The organism is Acrocarpospora sp. B8E8 (assembly GCF_039871605.1).
Taxonomy (GTDB): domain Bacteria; phylum Actinomycetota; class Actinomycetes; order Streptosporangiales; family Streptosporangiaceae; genus Acrocarpospora; species Acrocarpospora macrocephala.
Window position 1 is genome coordinate 42,241 of the sequence record NZ_JBDPLV010000032.1, and the last position, 21,606, is coordinate 63,846.

A 21,606-nucleotide genomic window follows, 5' to 3' on the forward strand; every position below is an offset into this window, starting at 1 on the left:
GGTGGTGGGATGAGGTTTGTCGAGCGGGTGGCGTACCTGCTGGGCGGTTTGAGTTAGAAGGTGATTGGGGTGCTGAGGCGAGGTTCGGTCAAGGAGTGTGCGGCGGTGAGAACGTAGTCGCCTTCGACTAGCTGCCAGCCCTTGTCTGTCCAGATTTCTGCGGTTCTCCGAGGGATCTCGATTGTCACGTCGACGATCGTTCCGGGTTCGGCGTCGGCGACCGCGAAACCGGCCAGCCATCGCGCCGGGCGATTCTCGTCCGGTTCGACTGGAGAAAGGTACGCCTGAACGACTTCCCGTCCAGGACGTGTGCCCGTGTTGCGCAGTCGCACGGTGAGCGTGTCGTTCGCGTACCCGATCGACTCGTAGTCCCAGGTCGTGTAGCCGAGGCCGTGGCCGAAGGGGTAGGCGGGTTCGGTGCCCGTCCGGTCCCAGGCGCGGTAGCCGATGAACACGCCCTCGTCGTAGTGGATCTCCCCGTCCCGCGGGGTCACGTCGAGGACCGGGCAGTCGGCCATCGCCACCGGCCAGGTCGTCGGCAGCCGCCCGCCCGGTTCGGCCGCGCCGGTCAGCACGTCGGCCAGCGCGTGCCCGCCCTCCTGGCCGGGGAACCAGGTCAGCAACGTCGCCGCGACCTCCTCCCGCCACGGCATCTCCACCGGGGAGCCCGCGTTCACGACCACGATCGTGTTCGGATTGACCGCCGCCACCCGCGCCACGAGCTCATCCTGGCGCTCCGGGATGCGCAGCGAGCGCCGGTCGAAGCCCTCGCTCTCGATCTCCTTCGAGGTGCCCACCACGACCACGGCCACATCGGCCTCCCGGGCGGCGGCCTCGGCCTGCGCCAGCAGCGTGTCCGCGTCCGGCCGCGGCTCCCGGTGGGCCAGGCCGAACCCGACGAACGCCAGCGGCATCTCGCCGACCTGGCCCTTGTAGACGGTGTGGACGAGCAGCACGTCCACCGGCCGACCGGCGGTCAGCTCGACCGTGAAGACTTTCTGCGTCGGTACGAAGATCGCGTCGGCGGCCCGATCCGGGGGCGGTTTGATCACTCCCTCGTGCAGGGTCGAGCCGTCGATCTCCAGCCGGAAGGCGCCGAGCCCGTCGATCGCGAACTCGTGCACGCCGTCCACGTCGGGGGTGAAGGTGCCGCCGATCTCGACCGTGTGCAGCTCGTCGTACGGCACGGGGGTCTGGCCTATCCACGTCAGCATGCCGTCGACCTGCGGGAACGTCCCCAGGACACGGCCGTCCGCGGCCCTGGCTGTGGAGGTGATGGTGAAGCCGTCGCGGGCTGGGTTGAGGTTGGGGCTGGGGTCGGCGCCTCTGGCGTACGTGACGTCGAGACCGGCGGCGCGCAGGCCTTCCAGCGGTGAGACGACATGTTCTGGGTAGACCTGCGCGCTTCCGCCGCCCATCACCCGGGCGTCCTTCGCCAGGCCACCGATCAGTGCGATCCGGGTTCCCGTCGGGAGGGGAAGAATCCCCTGCGCGGCTTGGGCCTGGGGCCATGGCCCGCCGGATCGCGCTGCCGCCGGTTCGTTTCGCAGCAGCGTGACGGAGCGCGCGGCGACTTCCCGGGCGAGAGCCTCGCCGTCCACGTGTGCGAACTCGGGGCGTGGCCCGCTGGTTCGCAGCGCGCCCGTCCTGGCGGCCACCGTGAGGACCCGCAGGACATGCTCGTCCAGGACGGCCTCGCTGACCTCGCCCGCCTTCACCGCATCGGCCAGCGCAGGCCCGTACACCGTTCGCGGACCGGGCATGGCCACGTCAAGCCCGCCGTTCGCGGCCCGCACCGTGTCCCTGGCCGCCGTCCAGTCCGACACGATGAACCCGTCGAAACCCCATTCCTCCCGCAGTACCCGGTTCTGCAGCTCGTCGTGTTCGGTCATCGTTGGGCCGTTGACCCGGTTGTAGGCCGCCATCACCCCGTACGGACCGGCTTTGAGGTTCACGATCTCGAAGGGCGTGAGATACAGCTCGCGTAGTGCCCGCTCGCCGACGAGGACATTCGCCGTGAACCGCTCGGTTTCGAAGTCGTTGGCCACGAAGTGCTTGACCGTGACCGCGACGCCGCGTTCCTGAACGCCGATCACGTATCCGGCCGCGATCTCGCCGGTGAGCAGGGGATCCTCGGAGGAGCACTCGAAGTGGCGTCCGCCCAGCGGTGACCGGTGCAGGTTGACGGTCGGCGCGAGCAGCACGTGCACCCCTTTTCGCCGGGCCTCCTGCGCCAGCAGTCCGCCCACGCGCCGGGCCAGGGCGACATCCCAGGTGGCCGCCAGCGCTGTCGGGCTGGGGAGCGCGATCGACGGGTCCACCGCCGTCCACTCCATTCCCCGGACCCCGATCGGCCCGTCCGACATGACCAGGGAATCCAGGCCGATCTCGGGTATGGCGGGCAACGTCCACATGTCCTGCCCCGCGAGCAGCGCCGCTTTCGTGTCAAGATCGAGTTTCCTGAGCGCCTGAGTCGCTTCGTCCATCGTCAGCCTCCGATCGCGATCTCCTCGGCTTCACCATCGCATCGGTGGCCACGTGTTGATAGATGGGCCGTACAGACCCGAAGTCCCTCCTTAGTACGCGATACGGCCACGAATCCGGAGGCATGATTGCGCCGCAGGTAAAGACAGCGGCATCATTTCGCGCGTGAACTCTGGAATGTCGCTCAAGCAGGCCCCCGCCCGGATCATCGGGTGGGCTCTCCCATACTGGACACGAGGGACGGCAGGGCGGGAAACCCCCGCGGAGTTGTTCCGTGTCCTCTACCTCGGCTGGCTGGTGGCGTTCGTTTTCAAGGTGCTCGGCTCGTCCTGGGATGTCTCCTGGCATTTCCGGTGGATCCGCGATGACCTTGCCCCGCCGCACCTGCTCAACACGGTCGGCACCGTCATCGCCGTCGGGCTCACGATCGTGCACTGGTACACGGGCTACGGCGTCGACCGCACCGCCTCCCGGCTGATCCAGTGGGGGACCGGGATCTTCCTGATCGCCGTGCCGCTCGACCTGATCAACCACCGGATCTACGGCCTGGACATCACCGCCTGGAGCCCTTCCCACGCGCTCCTGTTCATCGGCACCGCCTTCATGATCGCGGGCGTCATCCGGGGCTGGTTCGTCGGCGCGCCCGCCGGGCGCCTGCGCACCACGGTTCTCACCGTCCTGTTCGGCTTCTTCCTGGAAAACGCGATCTTCCCCAGCCAGCACCAGGAGTACGGCGTGCTCGGCCTGGCCGCCTGGATCCGCGGCGAACCCGAGGCCGAACCCGCACTGCTCGACTTCGCCGCCGAGACGCTCAAGCGCCCCGTCGACCTGGTGGCCATCCAGAACTTCTCCCTGCCCGTCCCGGACGCCGTCTACTCGGTGTACGCGGGCGTGGTCGGCATGATCATCCTCGTGATGGCCCGCATCATGGTCGGCCGCACCGGCACCGCCACCATGATCGCCTTGGGGTACATCGCGTACCGCATGCTGATCTGGCCCCTGCTGGTCGTCGGCGGCTTCCCCGGCTCCGCCATCCCGTTCTTCCTCATCCTCGCGGCCATCGCCGTCGACCTGGCCTTCCTCGTCCCCCTTCCCACGTACATCCGCCCTCTCCTCGGCACCGCCCTCATCACTGCGGGCGTCTATGGCGGCCTCTACCTCCAGGACCTCCTCCTGGAAGCCCCCCCGTACGCCCCCGGCTCCTGGCCCCTGGCCGCCGGCCTCCTGCTCGCCACCTGGCTCCTCACCGAACTCGTCACCCGCCGCTACCATCTCCGCGCCGAGGATGCCGTGGCCGAACTCCACTGAAGGGCTTGAGCCATCTGGCTCCTCACCCGCTGCTGCTTCCGGGCCGAGGATGCCGTGGCCCGAAGTTCATTGAACGGCGTGCGCCACTTGGCTCCTCGCCTGCGGGCGTCGTGGCCGAGCGCCACTGAACGGTTTTCGCCTCAATTCCGGATGCACCCTGGAGTTGAGGCTTTGGCGGGCATCTCGTGATGGCGTTGAATCTTCAGCAGGGCCGCCAACTCCAGGCGGAGCGTTTGGCGACTGAGGGGGTCAAGATCGACACAGCCTGCGTCTTCTGCGACATCATCGCTGAACGCGCGTCCGCCACCATCGTCCGCGCCTGGCCGGAAACGATCGCGATCACGCCCATCGACCCGGTCACACCCGGACACGTCCTCGTCATCCCGCACACCCACGTCACCGACGTCGCCGAGAGCCCCGAAGTCTCAGCCCGCACCATGGCCAGGGCCGCCGAACTGGCCGCCGAACACCCGGCCGTCAACATCATCACCTCCCGCGGCAAGGCCGCCACCCAGTCGGTGTTCCATCTCCACCTCCACGTCGTCCCCCGCGTACCAGGCGACGGCCTCTTCCTCCCGTGGACCTCACGACCATGACCCACGGTGGCGCCGCATTTCCCGCGTCTCCGGACCTTCTTCCTTGGATCCCTCCTGCCATGACCCACGGTGGTGTCGCGTCTCCGGACGACCTCCCAATGGAGCCTGCGATCGTGACCTATGGTGGCGCTGCATCTCCCGCGTCTCCGGACCACCTCCCTTGGAGCCTCCGATGACACTCACCGTTGTCTGGGCCCGCGAGCCAATCCCCGCCGATCCGTCGATCTTCCTGGCCGGGCCGATGCCGCGAGCGAGCATTCCCGTTCCCTCCTGGCACTCTGCGGCGATCTCGCTCCTTGGCGAACTGCGCACCCGCCCGCTGACCGTCCTCACCCCGGAATCACGCGACGGCATTCGTGCGGAGCACTACGACGACCAGTTCGCCTGGGAGAACGCCGCCCGGGAAGCGGCAACGGCGATTCTCTTCTGGATCCCCCGGGACTTGGCCACACTTCCCGGTTTCACCACGAACGTCGAGTTCGGTCATGACGTGCGTACCGGCAAGGTGGTCCTCGGCTGCCCGCCGGACTGCCCGAATCCGGAACGTAACCGGTACCTGATCCGGCTGGCGGAGCACTACGCGGTGCCGGTTCGCCAGACCCTCGCCGACACCGTCGTGGCGGCACTCGCGATCGTGGAGGCACGACGCCCAACCGCCTGAAGGCTTGCCTCTAGGTAGCCCTCTGCAGGCCCTGAACTGCCAGCCCGGCGACCTCGTCAGCTACCTGAACGAGTGATCGTCTGTAATGCCCGGCTGCCTGGGGCGGATTTGCAGGCATGGAACGTCCGCCGTTGAGCATGGATGACCTGGTCGAGCACTCGGCCGCGCTCGCCGTACCCGATGGAGACGGGCGGGCCGCGCCATGAGCTTCGCTACCTACGCCCGGCGCGTCCGCAATCGTGACCTGCCCTACAACCACCGGCACACGGCCCTGCGCTGCGCCGTCGGACGGCACATGCCCCTCGGGTTCACCGCCACTTGGCAGTACATCACCGGCGCAGCCGGACCTGTCCGCCGCGATGAGGCCGCGCTCCTGCGGGCACTCGACATCCTGGAGACCAGCCGCGCCGCCCGACTGCGTGAGTTAGCCGCGTTCGCCGCACGACGCCGGGCGGAGAAGCAGCGCGGGTACGGCGTGCGCTACGACGAGCAACGGTACCGATTCGGGCCCCGCTGGTACGGGCCGGACGCCCACGAGGCGATGTATCAGACCATCCAGACCTTGTGGGCCGAACACACCGCCCTCCCATCTCCCGAGATGCCCAACGACGACGCACTCATAGTGGACACCAACACGGCAGCCTGCGTCCGGAGCTATCTCCGTTCGGGCGGCCAGGTGACCGGTGACAATCGGGTGGCCCTCCGCCGATGCGTCGCCAGCCTGCACCGGCGCCTTTTCGGCGATCTCGGGGATATGGAGACCTTCCGGTACTTCCTACGGCTGGCGAAGATGGCCGACCTCGTCCTGCACGACGCCCTACCGCTGATCCGGCGGGGGTCGATCGACGACGCCGCCGCAGTCCGCGAGGTCTTCCTATCCGCCACAGCCGACAAGCCGTACCTGCGGGACACCGAACCCGACGCCGGGAGCCCAGGATGGATCAACGGTTTCCTGTCGTGCGGCTACAGCCACGAACTTTGGGTCGCCGAGCTGCGCGGCCGGATCGTGGCCTTCGCCACGCTCAGCATCGACCAACTCGGCCATCTCTTCGTGACGCCCAGCCTCCAACGTCGTGGCATCGGCACTGATCTGATCGCCCATGCCAAGCGCGCCAGGCCCGAGGGGCTGCGCCTGCACACCTTCCAGCGCAACACGGACGCGTGTCGCTTCTATGAACGGCACGGCTTCACCGTGTCCGGGTTCGACGACGAGCCAGGCGAACCAGACGTGACCTGCTCTTGGCAGCGCCGACCTCCAGCACGATGAGCCGCAACGGCCCGGGTCGTCCAGCCGAGATGTCAACGGCCGGTTGGCTCTGGCTCTCCCCGTAGACGGCCTTGAGATCGCCCCACTGGCAGCCACCCAGTTCTGGTTCTGGCACAAAGATCGATCTTTGTGCCAGAACCAGCCTTCCATGGCCGCGCGTTCCGGGATGAGCAGGAACGATTCGGGCGACCAGCCGTCGAACCGCTGTGACCACCTGCGAACCGCCGCGTCGCCGTGGTCGCGTACATCGGCGATGATCGACGCAATGTGCTCGGTCACCTCCTCGGAGTCCTGGCGAGCCGTTCCCCGGTCACCGGGCTTTTGAGTACCTCTGTCATGAATGCCTCGCATTCGAGTCGTGCGCCTGCGAAGCCCGCGGGTGTCAGGGTTCTTCGCTCGTCTCCCCGGTCGCCCGCTGGATGAGCAGCGCGCCGAGGATGATCGCGCCGTTGGCGGCATCGATCCAGAAGGTCGAGATCTGGGACAGTGTCAGGATGTTCGAGATGACCCCCAGCAGCAGCACGCCGGTGAGCGCGCCGAGAATCGACCCCCTGCCTCCGTTGAGGCTGATGCCGCCGATGACCGCCGCCGCGAACACCGAAAAGATCATGTTCTGGCCCTGACCCGCCGTCACCGCGGCCAGCCGTCCGGCCAGGAGCAGGCCCGCGAGGGCGGCCAGCAGACCAGCGACGACATAGACGGCGAGTATCACCGATGGAACGCGGATCCCCGCGGCCCGCGCGGCGGTCGAGTTACCGCCGACGGCGTATAGCGCCCGCCCGTGCCGGTGGTGGCGGAGGAACCAGTGAACGCCCGCGAACAACGCGGCGGCGATCCATACCGTGAAGGGCAGGCCGAGGAAGGCCGTGCTGCCGAGATAGGTGAACGGAGCGGGCAGGTCGGCCAGGGTGCGGCCGTTCGCGACACCCAGGGTCGCGCCGCGCAGCAGGATGAGCATGGCGAGGGTCACGATGAAGGCGTTCAGCCGCAGCCGGGTGACCATGAGGCCGTTGAACAGCCCGGTCAGCGCCCCCACCGCGAACAGGACGACCAGGCCGACCGTCGCGGGCAGCGCGCCCACCCCGCCTACCGCGGCGGGCAGGACCAGCCAGGCGGCGAGCATTGGGGCGAAGCCGACGACCGATTCCAGGGAGAGGTCGAATCTCCCGGTCAGCAGGATGAGGGTCTCCGCGACCACCAGGATCGCCAGCTCCGAGCTCTGCTGCAGCACGTTGGCCAGGTTGCCGAGGGTGAGGAAGGCGTCATTGACGAGGGAGCCGATGACGAGTGCGATCACCACTGCCGGAATCATGCCGAGTTGAACGGTGAGCGCCCTTCTGCGGCCCTCTCCTGGGCGGCGCCGCACCCCCTCGGGCGCGGGCATCGTCTCAGTCTTCGACATCGTTGGTCCCTTCGATCGCGCCGACGAGTTGCCGGTCGCTCCAGCCCGCGTTCAGTTCTGTCACGAGACGCCCGGCGCGCATGACCAGCACGCGGTGGCAGATGCGCAGGTCGTCAAGGTCGTCGGAGCAGACGATCACGGTGGTGCCCTCCGCCGCGGCCTGGTTGAGCACGTTGAGCAGAGTGGTTTTACTGGCGATGTCGACACCGGCGGTCGGCTCGACCGCGATCAGCACCCGAGGACGCGTCGCCAGTGCGCGCCCGAAGACGACCTTCTGCTGGTTGCCGCCGCTGAGTGCGCCGACGGGCACGTCGCGGCGCGCGGGCCGGACGTCGAGTTTCGCGATGAGCGAGTCGGCGAGGTGCCGTCGGCGACGTGCGCTGACCACGCCGAGCCTGCCTGTGGACATGCGCTCGTCGGCGAGGGTGAGGTTGTCGTCCACCCGCATCCCCGCGACCATGCCCGTCTGGTGCCGGTCGCGCGGGATCAGCGCGATCCCGGTGGCGAGCGCCGCGTCGACCCGCCCGAGGGGCACTTGTCCGCCGTCGAGGATCACTCGCCCCGAGGCCTCACCCAGCCCACCCAGGGCCTCGCCGACCTGCGAGCGGCCCGAGCCGACCAGCCCGGCGAGCCCCACGATCTCCCCGGCGGCCGCGGTCAGGTTGAGATCGTGGAACCGTGCCCCGGAGAACCCCGAGACCGTCAGGCGCGGTTGCCCGGAAACCATCGCGGACGCCGTCGCCGGTGGTGGCGGGACATCGCCGACCATCTGCTCGACGAGGTCGGACGCGGTGACCTCGGCGGTGGGGTGTGTGCCGACGCGGCGGCCGTCGCGGAGCACGGTCACCTCGTCGCACACGTCGAAGACCTCGTGCAGGTAATGCGAGATCAACAAGAACGTGGCACCGGCGCGTTGCAACCGCCGGACGGTCGCGAACAGCCGGGCCGCGGCGCCGGAGTCGAGCCTGGCCGTGGGTTCGTCGAGCACGATCAGGTCGCTGCCATGGGACAGCGCCTTGGCGATCTCCAGCAGCTGGGCCTGCTCGACGTCGAGGTCCCCGGCGCGCGCGGTCGGCGCGACGCGCAGGTCCCATTCCTCGAGGATCTGCGCGGCCTGGAGCCGGGTGCGCCGCCAGTCGATTCCCAGTCGATGCCGGGGAAGCCTGTCGAGCAGCAGGTTCTCGGCAACCGACAGGTTCGGGATCAGCATCGGGTGCTGGTAGACGCAGGCTACGTGCCGGCGCCACCGCCGGGGCGCGCCGAACGGCGCGGGTTGGCCGCCGAAGGTCAGTACACCGCTGTCCGGACGGTGCAGGCCGGTGAGCACTCCCACCACCGTGGACTTTCCCGCACCGTTTCTCCCTATGAGCCCGTGAGTCCGCCCCACATGGACGGTGAGGTCGATTTCGTCGAGGGCGAGCGTCGCGCCGAACCGCTTGGTGATGGATCTCAGCTCGGCGACCTGGTGGCCCCGCGCGCCGTCGGGCGTCTGCCGTAGCGTTTCGGCTGTCATCGCGGTCAGCTTTTCCGGTTGGCCCACAGCGTGGGGTCGTCGACGTTGCGACTGTCCACGAGCAGAGGCAGATAGGTGTCGGCCGGATACCCGTCGCCGGTGAGCGCGACCGTGCTCTCGTGGTCCGTCGGACCGGACAGGATCTCCTTGCCGTCGGCCAGTGCCTGGAGGTGTTCAAGGCCTCGGGAGACGAAGGCGGTGATGGGCTGGCTGATGCTGGCGTCGAGCCGATCAGCGCGGATCGCGTCGAGCGCCGCGGGTGTGCCGTCCACGCTCACCGTCCATACGTGATCGGCGTCGGCCCGGCTCCTCGCCGCCCCGGCGCGCTGGAGCACCTGGTGGATGCTTGGGACGTAGCCGTCGGTGTGCATGAATATTCCGCGGATCTCCGGATCGGTGCTCATCGCCCCGGCCGCCGACTGCGCGGCCTTCACCGGGTCCCACTGGCCTCCGGGCTTCGTGATCACGGTGATGCCGGGGTGGTCCCGTTTCATGCAGGCGTCGAAGCCCGCTTCGCGCTCCTGCGCGGTCGTCGAGCGCATGTCGCCCTCGAGCTGAAGGACCGTGCCACGCTCGCCGACCTTCTCGGCAAGGAGGCGGCACGCCTGCTCACCGATCTGCTTGTTGTCGACCTGCAGGCTGATGGTCGTCTTCCCTCCGGACGGGCCCTGCATGAGGGTCACCACGCGGACCCCCCGGTCCATCGCGTATTTGATGGACGGCACGATGGCCTTGGTGTCGGCAGGGATCACGAACAGGCTTTTGGCGCCCGCGTTGACCAGGTTGCGCAGGTCGGAGTCCTGTTTGGCCGCGTCGCCGTTGGCCGAGGCGGGAGAGAGCGCCTTCAGCCCGCGCTGTTCCGCCTCGTCCTGAAAGATCCGCACCATGGCGGACTGGGCGGGATCCTGCAGGAACAGCGCGCTGTAGCCGACCGGGCCGACGGCGTCACCCGCCTGGGCGACGGTGCCCTTGTCGGTGGAGGCGGACGAGGTGAGGCCGCATCCCGTCAGTGCTCCGGCGAGGAGCAACGCGGCGGCGATATGAGATGTACGGGATGTGGGAGATGTGGGGATGATGTGCATGTCCTACTCCAAGCGAGGACGATGATGGGTACTTGGCAGAGGGAGCCGAGGGCGCGGCGGACCCGCCGCCGCGCTCGACTGCGGACTCTCCGCGGCCGCCGCTCCCCGTAAACGGCGGCTCGTCTCGTCGACCGGGACCGGTCCGTTATCCGAGGTCGACGTTGAGTGTGGTGATGAACAGTTCCGCGCCGTCCGCACGGGCCACCAGGTCCACCCGGCTGCCCAGCCCGACGGCCAGCGCGCCGCCTTCCTCAAGCGGTGTGTCGGTGTCGCCGACGCGTACCGAGACGGCGCCGGACATCACGAAGATCGCGGCCTCGACCGTGTCGCCGACCACGGTCTCGGACGCGCCCGGCTCGATCCGAACGCGTCGGAAGTCCCTCCAGGGACCGGCGAAGTGGCCGGCGGCCGAGAGTGTGTCCCCCGTCTGGAGCACCGTGACGAAACCAGCCATCACGCACCTGCCTTCTTGGTCGTGTCCTCACCGAGCAGGATCTGGTCCGGTTCCTCGGTCGGTCGTCGGGGCGGCAGAGCACCGCTGATCGCGGGCGGGAAGACCTCGATGACCATGAAATCCAACCGCTCCTCGCCGGTGTTGTGCACCGAATGGCTGCTGTGGTGCGGGGTCAGTACGAGCGAGCCGGGGCCGACGTCGTGCCTGACGCCATCGAGTTCCACCACGCCCGTACCGCGGAGGAAGAACCAGATCTCCTCCGTGTGGCTGTGAACGTGGCGCCCCGCCCTGGCCCCTGGCTCGAATCCCACCCACTCGAAGCCGTCCCACTCCCCGTAGAGGTGGGAACCTGTGGCGATCCGCAGCCAGTGCATGCCCCCGGCTCCGCCGTGCACGCCGAGCACACGACCGGGTGACCGGGTGTCGCCAACGATGACGCTGGACATCCTTTTCTCCTTTCGAAGGTGGTGCTTGGTGACACGGGCCGACGCGGGAATGTCACGCGGAACCGTGCGCGCCGACCATCAGGCCGGCCAGATCCTCCGGGTGGAGGAAAGAGGGCGGTGGCGGCGGCCCCCACAGGTAGAGCCCCTTGTGTCCCTCCCAGACCTGGGGAGACCACAGTGCGTCGTCGACGATGGTGTCCATGTCGCTGTAGTACTCGGCGAAGTTGCCCGCCGGATCGCGCAGGTACCAGAAGAAGTTCGCGCCGATGCAGTGCCTGCCGAACCCCCAGACGTGACGGCTGGGATCGGCCTCCAGCATCCGCATCGCGCCACGTCCGACCTCGTCGGCGTCGTCGACCTGCCATGAGGTGTGATGCAGGAAGTTCACCGGCGCCTGATGGATGAGCAGGTTGTGGTGGTCGACGGAGCACCGCAGGAACACCGCGGCGTCCTTGACCTCGTCGCTGACCTTGAACCCGAGGCCTTCGACGAAGAAGCGCCGGACGGCCTCGGGCTCGGGGGTGCCGATCACGCAGTGGCCGAGCTTACGGGGGATCACCGGTCCGGCGCGGTTCACCACGGCGGCGCGCTCGTTGATCCGTTCCACCCGGCCGGGACCGTTGTAGGCGGTCGGCGAGATTCCCCGCTGAACGAGCCGGGGCAGGACCCGCACCTCGACTCGTGTCCCCGTGACGGGTTCGACGCAGTGGAGGGACGAGCCGAGAAGACGTGCCGCCACACCCCGCGCGTCCAGCGATCGCCGGACGCGCTCCAGGTCATCGGGATCATCGGCGGCGATCGCCATCTCCAGCAGCCGCCGGTACGGCGAATGCTCGATCCTGAGCTGCTCACCGGCGTCGGCGGCGGCGAAGACGTGTCTGGTGCCCGAGCCGAGGCCGAAGTCGGCGTAGAAGGCCGCGGTACGGACAGGGTCGGGGACGCCGATGGTCAAGGATTGCAAGGCGTGCAGGGCCATGACGACCACCTCTCAAATCAGAGAACGTACGGTTCCGCCGATGTCGAAGGCCGAGCCGTTGACCCGCCGGGCCAGCGGGGAGACGAGATAGGCGACCATGCTCGCCACGTCGTCGGGGTCGGCGATGCCGAACGTGAGCTGCCGGTCGGCGAGATAGCGGGACAGCGCGGTGTCCCGGTCGGTGCCGTAGTCCGCCGCCAGCATGTCCACCAGTCCACCCGGCCTGGACCACAGGCCGGTCCACACCGGCCCCGGCAGCACGGCGTTCGTCCGCACGGCGGGCGCGAACTCCAAGGCGAGCACCTTGGTCAGGTGGAGCACCGCCGCCTTCATCGCTCCGTAGTCCGCCGGCACGACCTCGGGCTGCTTGGCCAGGTCCGAGGCGATGTTGACGACCGCCCCCGTCTTCATCCTGGGCAGCAGCGCCCGGGTGACCCGCACGTAACTCATGAAGTTGAGGTCGAACGTGCGCTGCCATCCCGCGTCGTCGATGTCGGCGAAGGCCCGGGGCAGCGCCACCCCGACGTTGTTGACCACGATGTCCGGCGGGCCGGAGAACGCCTCCAGTGTGGCGTCGATCGCACGGGCGACGCCCTCGGCGCTCGACAGGTCGGCCTCGATCAGTGCCGGAGGGCGGCCGTCGGCAGTCCACCGGTCCTCATGCTTGAGCAGGTGCTCACGATCGATGTCCGCGACGGCCAGGCGCACGCCCTCGTCGTGGAGCCGATCGGCGATCGCGAGGCCGATGCCCTGTGCGCCGCCGGTCACAAGCGCGGTCTTGCCGCGGAGTTGAAGGTCCATCACATACCGGTCCTAGGTAGTGGTGCGGATTGATGTTCTCGCCCTCGGCCCAGACCCCTCAGTGGGCCGGCCGGGTCATGAGGGCCGGCGCGTGGCCGGCCTCGGGTTCAGCGGATTCGACGGGGTGATCAGGTGCGTCGTACGCTGCTCGGCCGCTCGGGACGAACCGACCCGCTCAGCGGGAACCCGCCCCTACGGCGGATTCACGGGAGGGCTCCGATCCGGCCCTGACGGCGTTGACGACGCGGTTGGACAACCGTCCGATCGAGTCGATCTCGACTTCCACCAGATCGCCGTGATGCAGCAGGATCGGGGGCGTCCGCTTGAATCCGACACCCGCGGGCGTTCCGGTGGCGATGATGTCGCCGGGTTCGAGCGTCATCGCCTGGCTGACATAGGCGACGAGCTGGGGGACGGTGAACACCATCTGCGAGGTGGAGCCGTCCTGCACGACCCTGCCGTTGACCAGAGTGCGCAGCCGCAGGTCGGACAGATCCGGGATCTCGTCGAGGGTGACCAGATACGGACCGCAGGGGCCGAACGTGTCGACGGACTTGCCCAGCGTCCACTGGCTGGTGGCGAGCTGCAGATTCCTGGCGGTGACGTCGTTGAATACCGTCACACCGGCGATGTGGTCGAGGGCACGCTCCTCGGTGATCGCCCTACCCCTGCGCCCGATCACTACGGCGAGCTCGGCCTCGTAGTCGACCCGCTCGCTCTCGTCGGGCAGCACGACCTCGTCCTCGGCGCCGATCAGGCAGTTCCTGAACTTGGCGAAGACCATCGGCTCGCTCGGCAGGGCGAGTCCCGCCTCCTCGGCGTGGTCGCGGTAGTTGAGCCCGATGCAGAGGATCTTGTCGGGGTCGGGTACGGGCGGCGCGAGACGCAGCTCGCTCAGCGGGCGGACACGGCCCTGCTTGACGAGCTGGACCGCGGCCGCCAGCACCGCGTCCCGGTCGTAGTCGAGGCCGAGGAAGACCCGGACGGACAGCGGCCCGCCGTCGGGGATCGCGAAACCGGCGTACGCGACCGCCGAGCCGAGCTCGACGACATGCTCACCGAGCGCGACACCGCCTTGCGTCCGGCCGTTCTCGGTATAGCTGATGATCCGCATGGCAGGAATGCCTTCCTCATGAGGTTGGTGGAAACGTGGCGGGAACGCCGGGGCCGTCAGTCCTTTACGGCGAACTGGACGGTGATCCGCTGTGCGGCCATCACCTTGGTGAACCTCTCGACGACCTTGAGATGCGCGGGGTGATCGAGATACCCCGGGACATCCGCCTCGTCTGCGACGACGGCCATGACGCCGAAGTCGCCGGTGCCCTCGCGCAGCGCCAGATCCTCGCCGAACCGGTAGGTCATCAGCGCGGGGATGAGGTCGGGCAGCTCGGCGAGCGCCTCGCGGAGGCCGGCGATCTGGGCCGGGTCCACGTCGTTATTCCATCGGAAAATGGCTAGGTGGATGATCATGCGGCACTGTTCTTTCTGCCTGCCTGTGCATGGCTGCCACCGCGTGACCTGTAGCCGGTCGGGGCTTCAGGTGGTGCGTTAACTCTCCTGTAACACCGTGGCAGCTCGTGGTTCGACAAGTCAATAAAGAATCGAAAATTTGTCTTTTATTCGGCGATGTGATAGCGATGAGGCATGAGGCAAGGAGCCAACACGCTGAACGGAGCCGCGTACGACCGGATGCGAGCCGACATCCTCGCCGGGCGGCTGCGCCCCGGGGAGCGGCTCAAGTTCGCCGCGCTCTCGGAGCGCTACGGGACCAGCATCAGCGTTCTCCGTGAGGTGCTGGCGAAGCTCAGCGCGGAGAAGCTCGTGGTGGAGGCGCCGAGACAGGGTTTCCGGGTGATCCCACTCTCGCCGGAAGACCTTGAGGACCTCACCGCTGTGCGATGCGACATCGAATGCATGGCCTTCCGCTACTCCATCGAGCGCGGTGACCTGGCCTGGGAAAGCCGTGTCATCGCGGCGCATCACACGCTGGAGAACACGCGCATGACGGTGGACAGTGACCCCGAGCTCTTCAGCGAGGAGTGGGCGAAGGCGCACTCGCACTTCCACTTGACCCTGTTCGACGCCTGCGGCAGCCCCCGGTTGTGTGATCTCGCCATATCCCTCCGCGACAGCGCGGAACTCTACCGCCGCTGGTCACGCCCGATCGGCAAGGACCGGGAGCGGGACATCGCCGGCGAACACCGCCGGTTGATGGAGGCGGCCCTCGCCCGTGACGCCGACACGGGAGCGGAGAGGCTACGGGCCCACATCGCCCGTACGACCCACGTTCTGCTGGAGGCGGTCAACGCCGGCGACTGAGCGAAGGCGCGACTGCGAGTGCGGGCGCCCAGGTCTCACGCCGTCACATTCAGTTAGGAGAGATATTTTGCGCGCACTTCATATAGACAGGTTCGGCGGGCCGGAGGTGGTGGCGGTCCGCGAGCTACCCGCGCCGGAACCGGGTCAGGACGAGGTCCTCGTCCGGGTCGTGGCCAGCAGCCTCAACCCGGTGGATGTCAAAACCCGTAACGGCACGATCCGCGGTGGCGGCCCCGCCCTGCCGATGACCCTCGGCTGGGATCTGGCGGGCGTGGTCGTCAGTCCCGGTGACAGTGGCCTGAGCGTCGGCGAGCGCGTGATCGCGATGTCGGCCCAGCTCGCGGCCGGACGCGGGACCTGGGCCGACCTGGTTGCCCTGCCCGCCCGCACCCTGGCGGCCGCACCGCTGAACACGAGCTTGGTCGAGGCGGCCACCCTGCCGCTGCCCGGCCTCACCGCCGCCCAGACCCTCGACTGGCTCGGCGTCTCCAGCGGTCAGCGGCTCCTGGTCACCGGAGCCGCGGGAGCCGTGGGCGGGCTCGCCGTGCAACTGGCGCGGGCGCGGGGGATCACGGTCGACGCGCTGGTGTCCCGTTCGGCACAGCTGGAAATCGTCACCGACCTGGGCGCTCGAAGGGCCGTGACGGACGTCGCGGAGCTCGGCCGGCGACACTACGACGCCGTGTTCGACACGTGCGGGGCCCCGGTCGGCGAAACGGTTTCCGACGGCGGCCGGTACGCCACGATCGCCAGCGAGCACGGCGACCCCCCAGACCTGAGCCACCGTGGTGTCACCACGACACTGCACCAGGTCAAGGAGGACGGGGCGGGCCTGGCCGAGCTGGTGAAGCTGGTCGAAACAGGCGATCTGCGGCTGCGCCTCGATTCGAGCTTCCCGATCGCCGAGGTGCGCAAGGCCTATGAACGTTTTGAGACCCGCGGGCTCACCGGAAAGGTCGCCGTGGTGTTTTAGTGCCCTGTGCCGGAATGGCAAGAGTTGCGTCCACAGAAAGATCGCCGGTGCGCCCAGGTGGGTACACCAAACCCACAGGAGGTCGGCAGAACTCGTTCCAACCCCATTGCCGTGGGCGGCGAAAACGCTAAACCTGCAGGTGAGAACCCTCTTACCGGTCCGGTTCGAGCCAAGAGCAAGGGCCCAGGTCGACATCTGGGACGACCCCGGCGCGATCGCCCCCGTCACTTCATGGTCGAGGCGCTGAAGGAGGGGCCCGGTGTCCGCGGTCGGTCTTCAGGAACCGGGTGACCAGCGGATTCTGATCGTCGCGACGCCAGGCTATCGCGACGGTGGTGCGCGCGTCGTCCGGGTCGATCCGCCGGTAGGCGACACCGTCGAGGCGGATGCGGCGGATGCTCGCCCGGGGCGAGGGACACCCCCAGTCCCGCCCCGACGAGCGCGCAGACCGTCTGCCATTCGACCGCCTGCCGGCCGAGGCGGGGTTCGAAACCCGCGCCGCCTGTGGGACCTCCTGGACGAGGTGCGGGACCACTGGCTCCAGCATGGCCGGCTCCCACTTCATGGCGCTCTCGCCCGGTGGCCCCGGACGGGACGGTTCACCTTCGGCGCGGTGATGGGGCGCCGTCATCGGCCCGGTGGGTGGGTCAGGCGACGGGGGCGCGGGTGAGGGCGACGGCGACGCCGTACGCCAGGCCCATGATGGTGAGTTCCAGGGCGGCCCAGGTGGCGAAGGTGGTGGGGTGGGCTTGGGTGATTTTGGGGAGGAGGCGCCAGCGGATGTTGGCGGCTAGGAGGGCGATGGTGGCGGCGAAGGTGGTTTTGGCTAGGAGGAGTTGGCCGTAGCCGGTGGTGAAGAGGGAGGCGGGGAAGGGTTCGGTGGGGGTGAGGAGGAGTTCCACGATGCCGTTGAAGAGGCCGGAGAGGCTGACCAGGAGCAGGCAGATGGTGGCGAGGCGGGAGAAGCGGGGGAGGGTGGTGGCCAGGAGGGAGCGGTTGGTGGCGAGGAAGAGGGTTATCGCCAGGAGGCCGCCGGTCCAGGCTGAGGCACCGATGACGTGGAGCTCCATGGAGACCATGCTGAGGTCGTGCCAGTACCAGTTGGAGGCGTGGCCGGTGACGGGGAGGGGGAGGAGGCCGAACATCGCGACGAGGACGCGGAGTTCGGCGGGGACCTTCTCGCCGAAGCGGATGGCGAGGGTGCCGATGGCGGCGCTGACCAGGGCGGCGGAGGCGCTGACGATCAGGCCTTGGCCGCTGCCGATCGTCTCCACGTAGGCGCCGACGTCGGGGATCTGGCCGGGCATCACCTCGGCGGCGCTGAGCAGGGTGGCGAGCAGGGCCGCGGCGCACCAGGTGAGTGCGGACATGACGGCCCAGTGCCGGGCTCGGGCGGCGATCGGTTCGGTACGGTCCGCGTCGTCGAAACCCAGAAGTTTGGGCAGCAGGCTCAGGCCGACGGTCGCCAGGGCGGCGAGGTCCAGAAGCAGCCGGGTGACGGGCAGGCCGTAGTCCACGAGGATGCCGGGGACCGGGATGCCGAGGGCCTCTTCGGGGGCGGTCAGCCAGGTGGCGATGACGACGGCGAAGACGCCGGCGATCGCGAGTCCAGCCAGGGGAATCGTTCGCCGGGAAGGGGCATCGCCGTGGGTGTCGGCGGGTCTGGAGATGACGACCGGCGGGGAAGAGTCGGGGCCTTGGCCGTCATCGTTCTCGGTGTGGGTAGGTGCCGTGGTGACGCGCTGCGGTGGGGAAGTGGAGCGTGGGCCGTCGCTGTCGTCTGCGTAGGTGGGTGCCGGGTTCGTTGAGGCTTGGCCCGGTCCGCCGGTGCGGGGCGCGGGATCCACGCCTTTTGGTGCGGGGACGTCGTTCTCGGTGCTGGAGGTCCGGGTCTTGGTTGTGGTCGCGTCGGTTTCGCCAGATAGCGCGTGGTCGGGGGTGGCGGTCATGCGGCACCGCGCAGGTTGCGGTCGTGGCGGGCCAGGGTGCGGACGGTGAGGGCGAGGAGGGCTGCCGTGGCGGCGAGGAGGCCCCAGACCCAGCTGCCGCCGCCGGAAGGGGGGTTTGCTCCGGAGGAGAGGGGGGCGGCGGGGGGCGACTGCGCGGGGGCCGGGGTGGTGGCGGGCGTCGGGTCCGTCGTAGCCGAGGTGGCGGGCGTTGGGTCCGTGGTGGGGGTTGTGTAGGTGAAGGTGATTTGGCCGGTTACGGGGTGGCCGTCGTTGGAGAGGATTTGGTAGCCGATGGTGTAGGTGCCGGAGGTGGTCGGGGGGGTCACGGGAGTGACTACGTCGTTCTTTTCGACGGTGATGGTGCCGGATTCGTAGTGGGTGCCGGTTGCGTCGGTGAGGGCGATTTTGGCGAACTCGGGGCGTACGGGCTGGTCGAAGGTCAGGCGGACTTCGGTGGGGGCGGTGGTGAGGTTGGAGCCTTTGGACGGGGTGCTGCCTAGCAGGACGTTGTGGGCCTGGGCGGTGGTGAGCGGGGCTGCCAGGGTGGCGGCGCTCGCTAGCAGCAGGACCGTGAGTAGACGCCTCACCTGTCGATGACCTTCCGTTGGCTTTGGTGGTACGGAGCCATGGTGCCATCTATCGGTTTGGTGCGTGACCTGCCCGATTCTGGGATGAAAAGCCCGGGTCGCGTGAGCGTCACCTTTCTCACGCGACCCGGGGGCTTAGGGGGTTAGAGCTTCGTCCAGAGGGCGGGGACGTTGGCGGGTTCCCAGCCGGCAAGGGCGGTGTGGGACTGGCGGCATTCGTAGGTGGATCCGGCGTAAGTCACCTTCGCTCCGACCGTGTACGCCGTTCCGGCAGCCCAGGCCGGGAACTGGCCCGTGGGACTAGGCGACGGCGACGGCGACGGGGATGGCGAGGGCGACGGGGAGGGGGACGGGGATGGCGAGGGCGACGGGGAGGGGGACGGAGAAGGTGACGGCGATGGCGATGGCGAAGGTGACGGCGACGGCGACGGAGAAGGCGACGGGGAGGGGTTGCCTGTGCAGGGGCCTAGGTCTCGCCAGACTTCGTTGGTGCCGGGCTGGTTGTTCTGGGTCCACCAGCGGGCTTCCCAGGTCTTGCCGCCGAACGAGACCTGCATTCCGTTCGTGTAGATGGAGGTGGACACCCAGGCGGGTGCCGTGCAGGTTCCGCCTGACGGCGAGGGCGACGGCGACGGTGATCCAGACGGCGATCCGGACGGCGACGGAGAGGGACCCACGCCGCCCCGCGCATAGTCCTGGACGATCCCGTAGGTGTTCCCCCCGAACGTGACCGTCCAGTTGGAAGGCGTCGAGGTCGGCAGATAGTAGACAAAGGCGACGTCCACCGAAGCGCCCGGCGCCAATGTCTGCCAGCTGGGAAGCTTCAACGACACCCGGTTGTAGACGCCCTTCAACCCGCCGATGTTGTTAGCCGCCGTATGGTCCTTACGAATCACCTGCGACCCGAACCCCGACTGGTCGGCCGCGTTACCAGGAGCGGAAGTCGAGTAATCGAACTGGAACTCCGTCCCACCCGGAAGCGTCGAAGACGAATTATTGGTGATCCGAATCTTCGGATTGATCGGGTAGTTGTTGTCACCCAGCGCGAACTCCCGGAACTCCACACCGATATCCAGCTTCTGCGCGGGAATCGACGTCGTAGCCCGAACAGCCCCATACGGCGACGCGTTCTTGAACTTGTCATACATCAGCGTGGTCAACGTGGACCCGGGCTCATACTGCCCCTTCGCGGAATTGAACGCGTAGTCGCCCGCGAGCTCCCACATCATCGTCCCGCCGAGACCCTTCGCCACGACATAGTCGGCCTTCGCCGCCACCGACTGGTCGTCCTCGGTCGACAGGAACACCCGCTTCGTGGAATTCCACAACCACGGCGCGACCAGCCCGGCGTCGTAGAACCGCGTGTAGGTCCCCTGAATCGTCGTCCCACCCAGCCCGTACGACGCGAGATAGTCCCCGAGAATCCCCTGCTGCAGATTCTTGGCATGCCACATCGGATTGGACCCCGCGGGCATCTCCAGCCCGTTCTCCACGTCATGCCACAGGTTGTCGATCCCGACGGCCCCATCACCGCACTTGGTCAGCCCGGTAGGACACGTCGTCCCCACCGCACGCCCCCAGAGCCCATTGGTTCCACCGGTGACGTTCCTGAACCCCCGCGTGTAGTACGGCAACCCGATATTGATCCGCCCGGCGGGCATCGCCCCACGGAAGTAGTGATAAGCCCAGTCGGTATTGAGATACCCGATCCCCCCATACTGCTGGGTCGTGTACACACTAGCCGCCGCGAGCTCCCCGTCCTTCCCGTCGTCATACAACGCCGCATTCGGCCCGACAAACTCATTCCAGGCCCCATGCAGGTCATACGACATGATGTTCACATAATCGAGATACTGCGTGACCTGGAAGGTCTCCTGCCCCCGCAGCAGATACCCACTGGACGGCGCGGCCACGGTCAGCAGGTAGTACTTCCCATCCGCCACCGCCGCCGTGTCGAGTTTGGCCCGCAGCGTCTTCATCAGGGCCACATAGCCCTTCATCAGGTGCGCGCGCTTCCCGTTCGCGATCGACCAGTCGAGCGGATTCCCCGCGTCCTTCATCGACGTCGGGTACTCGTAGTCGACATCCACCCCGTTGAACCCGTACTGCCGGATGAACGCCACCGCCGAATCCGCGAACGTGTTGATGCCCGCCTGATTCACCGACCCGTCGCCGTTCACCGTCATCGAGTAGAACCCGCCCGACGCCTGCCGGTCACCGTTCGCGTCGAAGAACCCACCAGTCTCGGCCCACCCGCCGACGGAGATCAGCGTCTTCGTGTCAGGGAACTGCTTCTTGAACTTGCTCAGCAGATTGAAGTGCCCCCTGTAGGCGAAGGCCGGATCCAGCTCCGCCCCCGCCACCCCGGGCCACTCCCTTCCGATGGCCGCGTTCGCCGGAACCTGGCTCCCGACCGACAACCGGTTATCGGCACCGACATGCCCGAACGCGTAGTTGATATGAGTGACCTTCCCCCACGGAATGTCACTGACCAGATACCGCGTCTGCCCGTTGGTCCCGTCCCGCCAGCCGGTGAAATACCCGATGATCCGCCGCGGATGGTCTGCGCCGTTCTTCTCCCTGCCGTTCTCGTCGTACGCCAGGCAGTACGGCACATCCAGCCCAGGCGTGCGATACAGCCCGTCGGGACGGCAGGTCTCGTTGTCGACGGCCGCGCTGGCGCCGTGAATGGACAGGAGTGCGGCCACGAGAGCGAGCGAGGCTCCCGCGGCGGCTGCGCGCAGGCGCACGTGCCACCTCCGATTGGCGACGGTCGGAGATCGCGGAT

At 68.1% G+C, this 21,606-nt stretch carries 19 protein-coding genes; 6 read left to right on the forward strand and 13 right to left on the reverse strand.

Going from position 1 to position 21,606, the window contains the following annotated elements; all coding sequences use genetic code 11:
- Positions 1-53: 53 nt before the first annotated feature.
- Positions 54-2,486, reverse strand: a complete 2,433-nt coding sequence (locus ABGB08_RS28265) for a glycoside hydrolase family 3 C-terminal domain-containing protein (RefSeq protein WP_347595739.1) — start codon at positions 2,484-2,486, stop codon at positions 54-56.
- A 163-nt stretch (positions 2,487-2,649) separates the two neighbouring features.
- On the opposite strand from ABGB08_RS28265, the gene ABGB08_RS28270 reads away from it, so the two are divergent.
- The 4 genes from ABGB08_RS28270 (at position 2,650) to ABGB08_RS28285 (ending at position 6,316) form a co-directional block, all read left to right on the forward strand.
- A complete protein-coding gene (locus ABGB08_RS28270; RefSeq protein ID WP_347595742.1) occupies positions 2,650-3,792 on the forward strand; it encodes a hypothetical protein in 1,143 nt (380 codons plus the stop codon).
- 188 nt (positions 3,793-3,980) lie between these two features.
- Positions 3,981-4,388, forward strand: a complete 408-nt coding sequence (locus ABGB08_RS28275) for an HIT domain-containing protein (RefSeq protein ID WP_347595745.1) — start codon at positions 3,981-3,983, stop codon at positions 4,386-4,388.
- Positions 4,389-4,560: 172 nt separating this feature from the next.
- Entirely contained in the window at positions 4,561-5,049 is a 489-nt protein-coding gene (locus tag ABGB08_RS28280) for a nucleoside 2-deoxyribosyltransferase domain-containing protein (RefSeq protein ID WP_155356763.1), read from the forward strand.
- A gap of 202 nt (positions 5,050-5,251) precedes the next feature.
- On the forward strand, positions 5,252-6,316 hold the full coding sequence (locus ABGB08_RS28285) for a GNAT family N-acetyltransferase (protein WP_347595747.1): 1,065 nt from the start codon (positions 5,252-5,254) through the stop codon (positions 6,314-6,316).
- Between the two features lie 382 nt (positions 6,317-6,698).
- Here ABGB08_RS28285 and ABGB08_RS28290 read toward each other — a convergent pair whose 3' ends face one another.
- The 9 genes from ABGB08_RS28290 to ABGB08_RS28330 form a co-directional block, all read right to left on the reverse strand.
- Positions 6,699-7,718 carry an ABC transporter permease gene (locus tag ABGB08_RS28290; protein WP_347595750.1) on the reverse strand — a complete coding sequence of 340 codons (1,020 nt, stop codon included), beginning with the start codon at positions 7,716-7,718 and terminating at the stop codon, positions 6,699-6,701.
- Positions 7,705-9,231, reverse strand: a complete 1,527-nt coding sequence (locus tag ABGB08_RS28295; RefSeq protein WP_347595753.1) for a sugar ABC transporter ATP-binding protein — start codon at positions 9,229-9,231, stop codon at positions 7,705-7,707. The genes ABGB08_RS28290 and ABGB08_RS28295 overlap by 14 nt, the downstream gene beginning before the upstream one ends.
- Positions 9,232-9,236: 5 nt before the next feature.
- Positions 9,237-10,313, reverse strand: a complete 1,077-nt coding sequence (locus ABGB08_RS28300) for a sugar ABC transporter substrate-binding protein (RefSeq protein ID WP_347595756.1) — start codon at positions 10,311-10,313, stop codon at positions 9,237-9,239.
- 145 nt (positions 10,314-10,458) lie between these two features.
- The gene (locus ABGB08_RS28305) at positions 10,459-10,767 is read right to left on the reverse strand and encodes a hypothetical protein (protein WP_347595759.1); all 309 of its coding nucleotides are present in this window, start codon (positions 10,765-10,767) and stop codon (positions 10,459-10,461) included.
- Positions 10,767-11,213 carry a cupin domain-containing protein gene (locus ABGB08_RS28310; RefSeq protein ID WP_347595762.1) on the reverse strand — a complete coding sequence of 149 codons (447 nt, stop codon included), beginning with the start codon at positions 11,211-11,213 and terminating at the stop codon, positions 10,767-10,769. The genes ABGB08_RS28305 and ABGB08_RS28310 overlap by 1 nt, the downstream gene beginning before the upstream one ends.
- 52 nt (positions 11,214-11,265) lie before the next feature.
- The gene (locus ABGB08_RS28315; RefSeq protein WP_347595765.1) at positions 11,266-12,189 is read right to left on the reverse strand and encodes a VOC family protein; all 924 of its coding nucleotides are present in this window, start codon (positions 12,187-12,189) and stop codon (positions 11,266-11,268) included.
- Between the two features lie 12 nt (positions 12,190-12,201).
- Positions 12,202-12,990, reverse strand: coding sequence for an SDR family oxidoreductase (locus tag ABGB08_RS28320; RefSeq protein ID WP_347595768.1), 789 nt, complete (start codon positions 12,988-12,990; stop codon positions 12,202-12,204).
- Between the two features lie 175 nt (positions 12,991-13,165).
- On the reverse strand, positions 13,166-14,104 hold the full coding sequence (locus ABGB08_RS28325) for a fumarylacetoacetate hydrolase family protein (protein WP_347595771.1): 939 nt from the start codon (positions 14,102-14,104) through the stop codon (positions 13,166-13,168).
- 56 nt (positions 14,105-14,160) lie between these two features.
- A complete protein-coding gene (locus tag ABGB08_RS28330) occupies positions 14,161-14,460 on the reverse strand; it encodes a Dabb family protein (protein ID WP_347595774.1) in 300 nt (99 codons plus the stop codon).
- 174 nt (positions 14,461-14,634) lie between these two features.
- On the opposite strand from ABGB08_RS28330, the gene ABGB08_RS28335 reads away from it, so the two are divergent.
- Positions 14,635-15,309, forward strand: a complete 675-nt coding sequence (locus ABGB08_RS28335) for a GntR family transcriptional regulator (RefSeq protein ID WP_347595777.1) — start codon at positions 14,635-14,637, stop codon at positions 15,307-15,309.
- 67 nt (positions 15,310-15,376) lie between these two features.
- On the forward strand, positions 15,377-16,282 hold the full coding sequence (locus tag ABGB08_RS28340) for an NADP-dependent oxidoreductase (RefSeq protein ID WP_347595780.1): 906 nt from the start codon (positions 15,377-15,379) through the stop codon (positions 16,280-16,282).
- A gap of 647 nt (positions 16,283-16,929) precedes the next feature.
- On the opposite strand, the gene ABGB08_RS28345 is transcribed toward ABGB08_RS28340, so the two are convergent.
- The 3 genes from ABGB08_RS28345 to ABGB08_RS28355 form a co-directional block, all read right to left on the reverse strand.
- Complete coding sequence (locus ABGB08_RS28345; protein WP_347595783.1) at positions 16,930-18,231, reverse strand: CopD family protein; 1,302 nt, start codon at positions 18,229-18,231, stop codon at positions 16,930-16,932.
- Entirely contained in the window at positions 18,228-18,818 is a 591-nt protein-coding gene (locus ABGB08_RS28350; protein WP_347595786.1) for a copper resistance CopC family protein, read from the reverse strand. Before ABGB08_RS28350 ends, ABGB08_RS28345 begins: the two co-directional genes overlap by 4 nt.
- Positions 18,819-18,961: 143 nt before the next feature.
- On the reverse strand, positions 18,962-21,568 hold the full coding sequence (locus ABGB08_RS28355; protein WP_347595789.1) for a chitinase C-terminal domain-containing protein: 2,607 nt from the start codon (positions 21,566-21,568) through the stop codon (positions 18,962-18,964).
- Positions 21,569-21,606 lie beyond the last annotated feature (38 nt).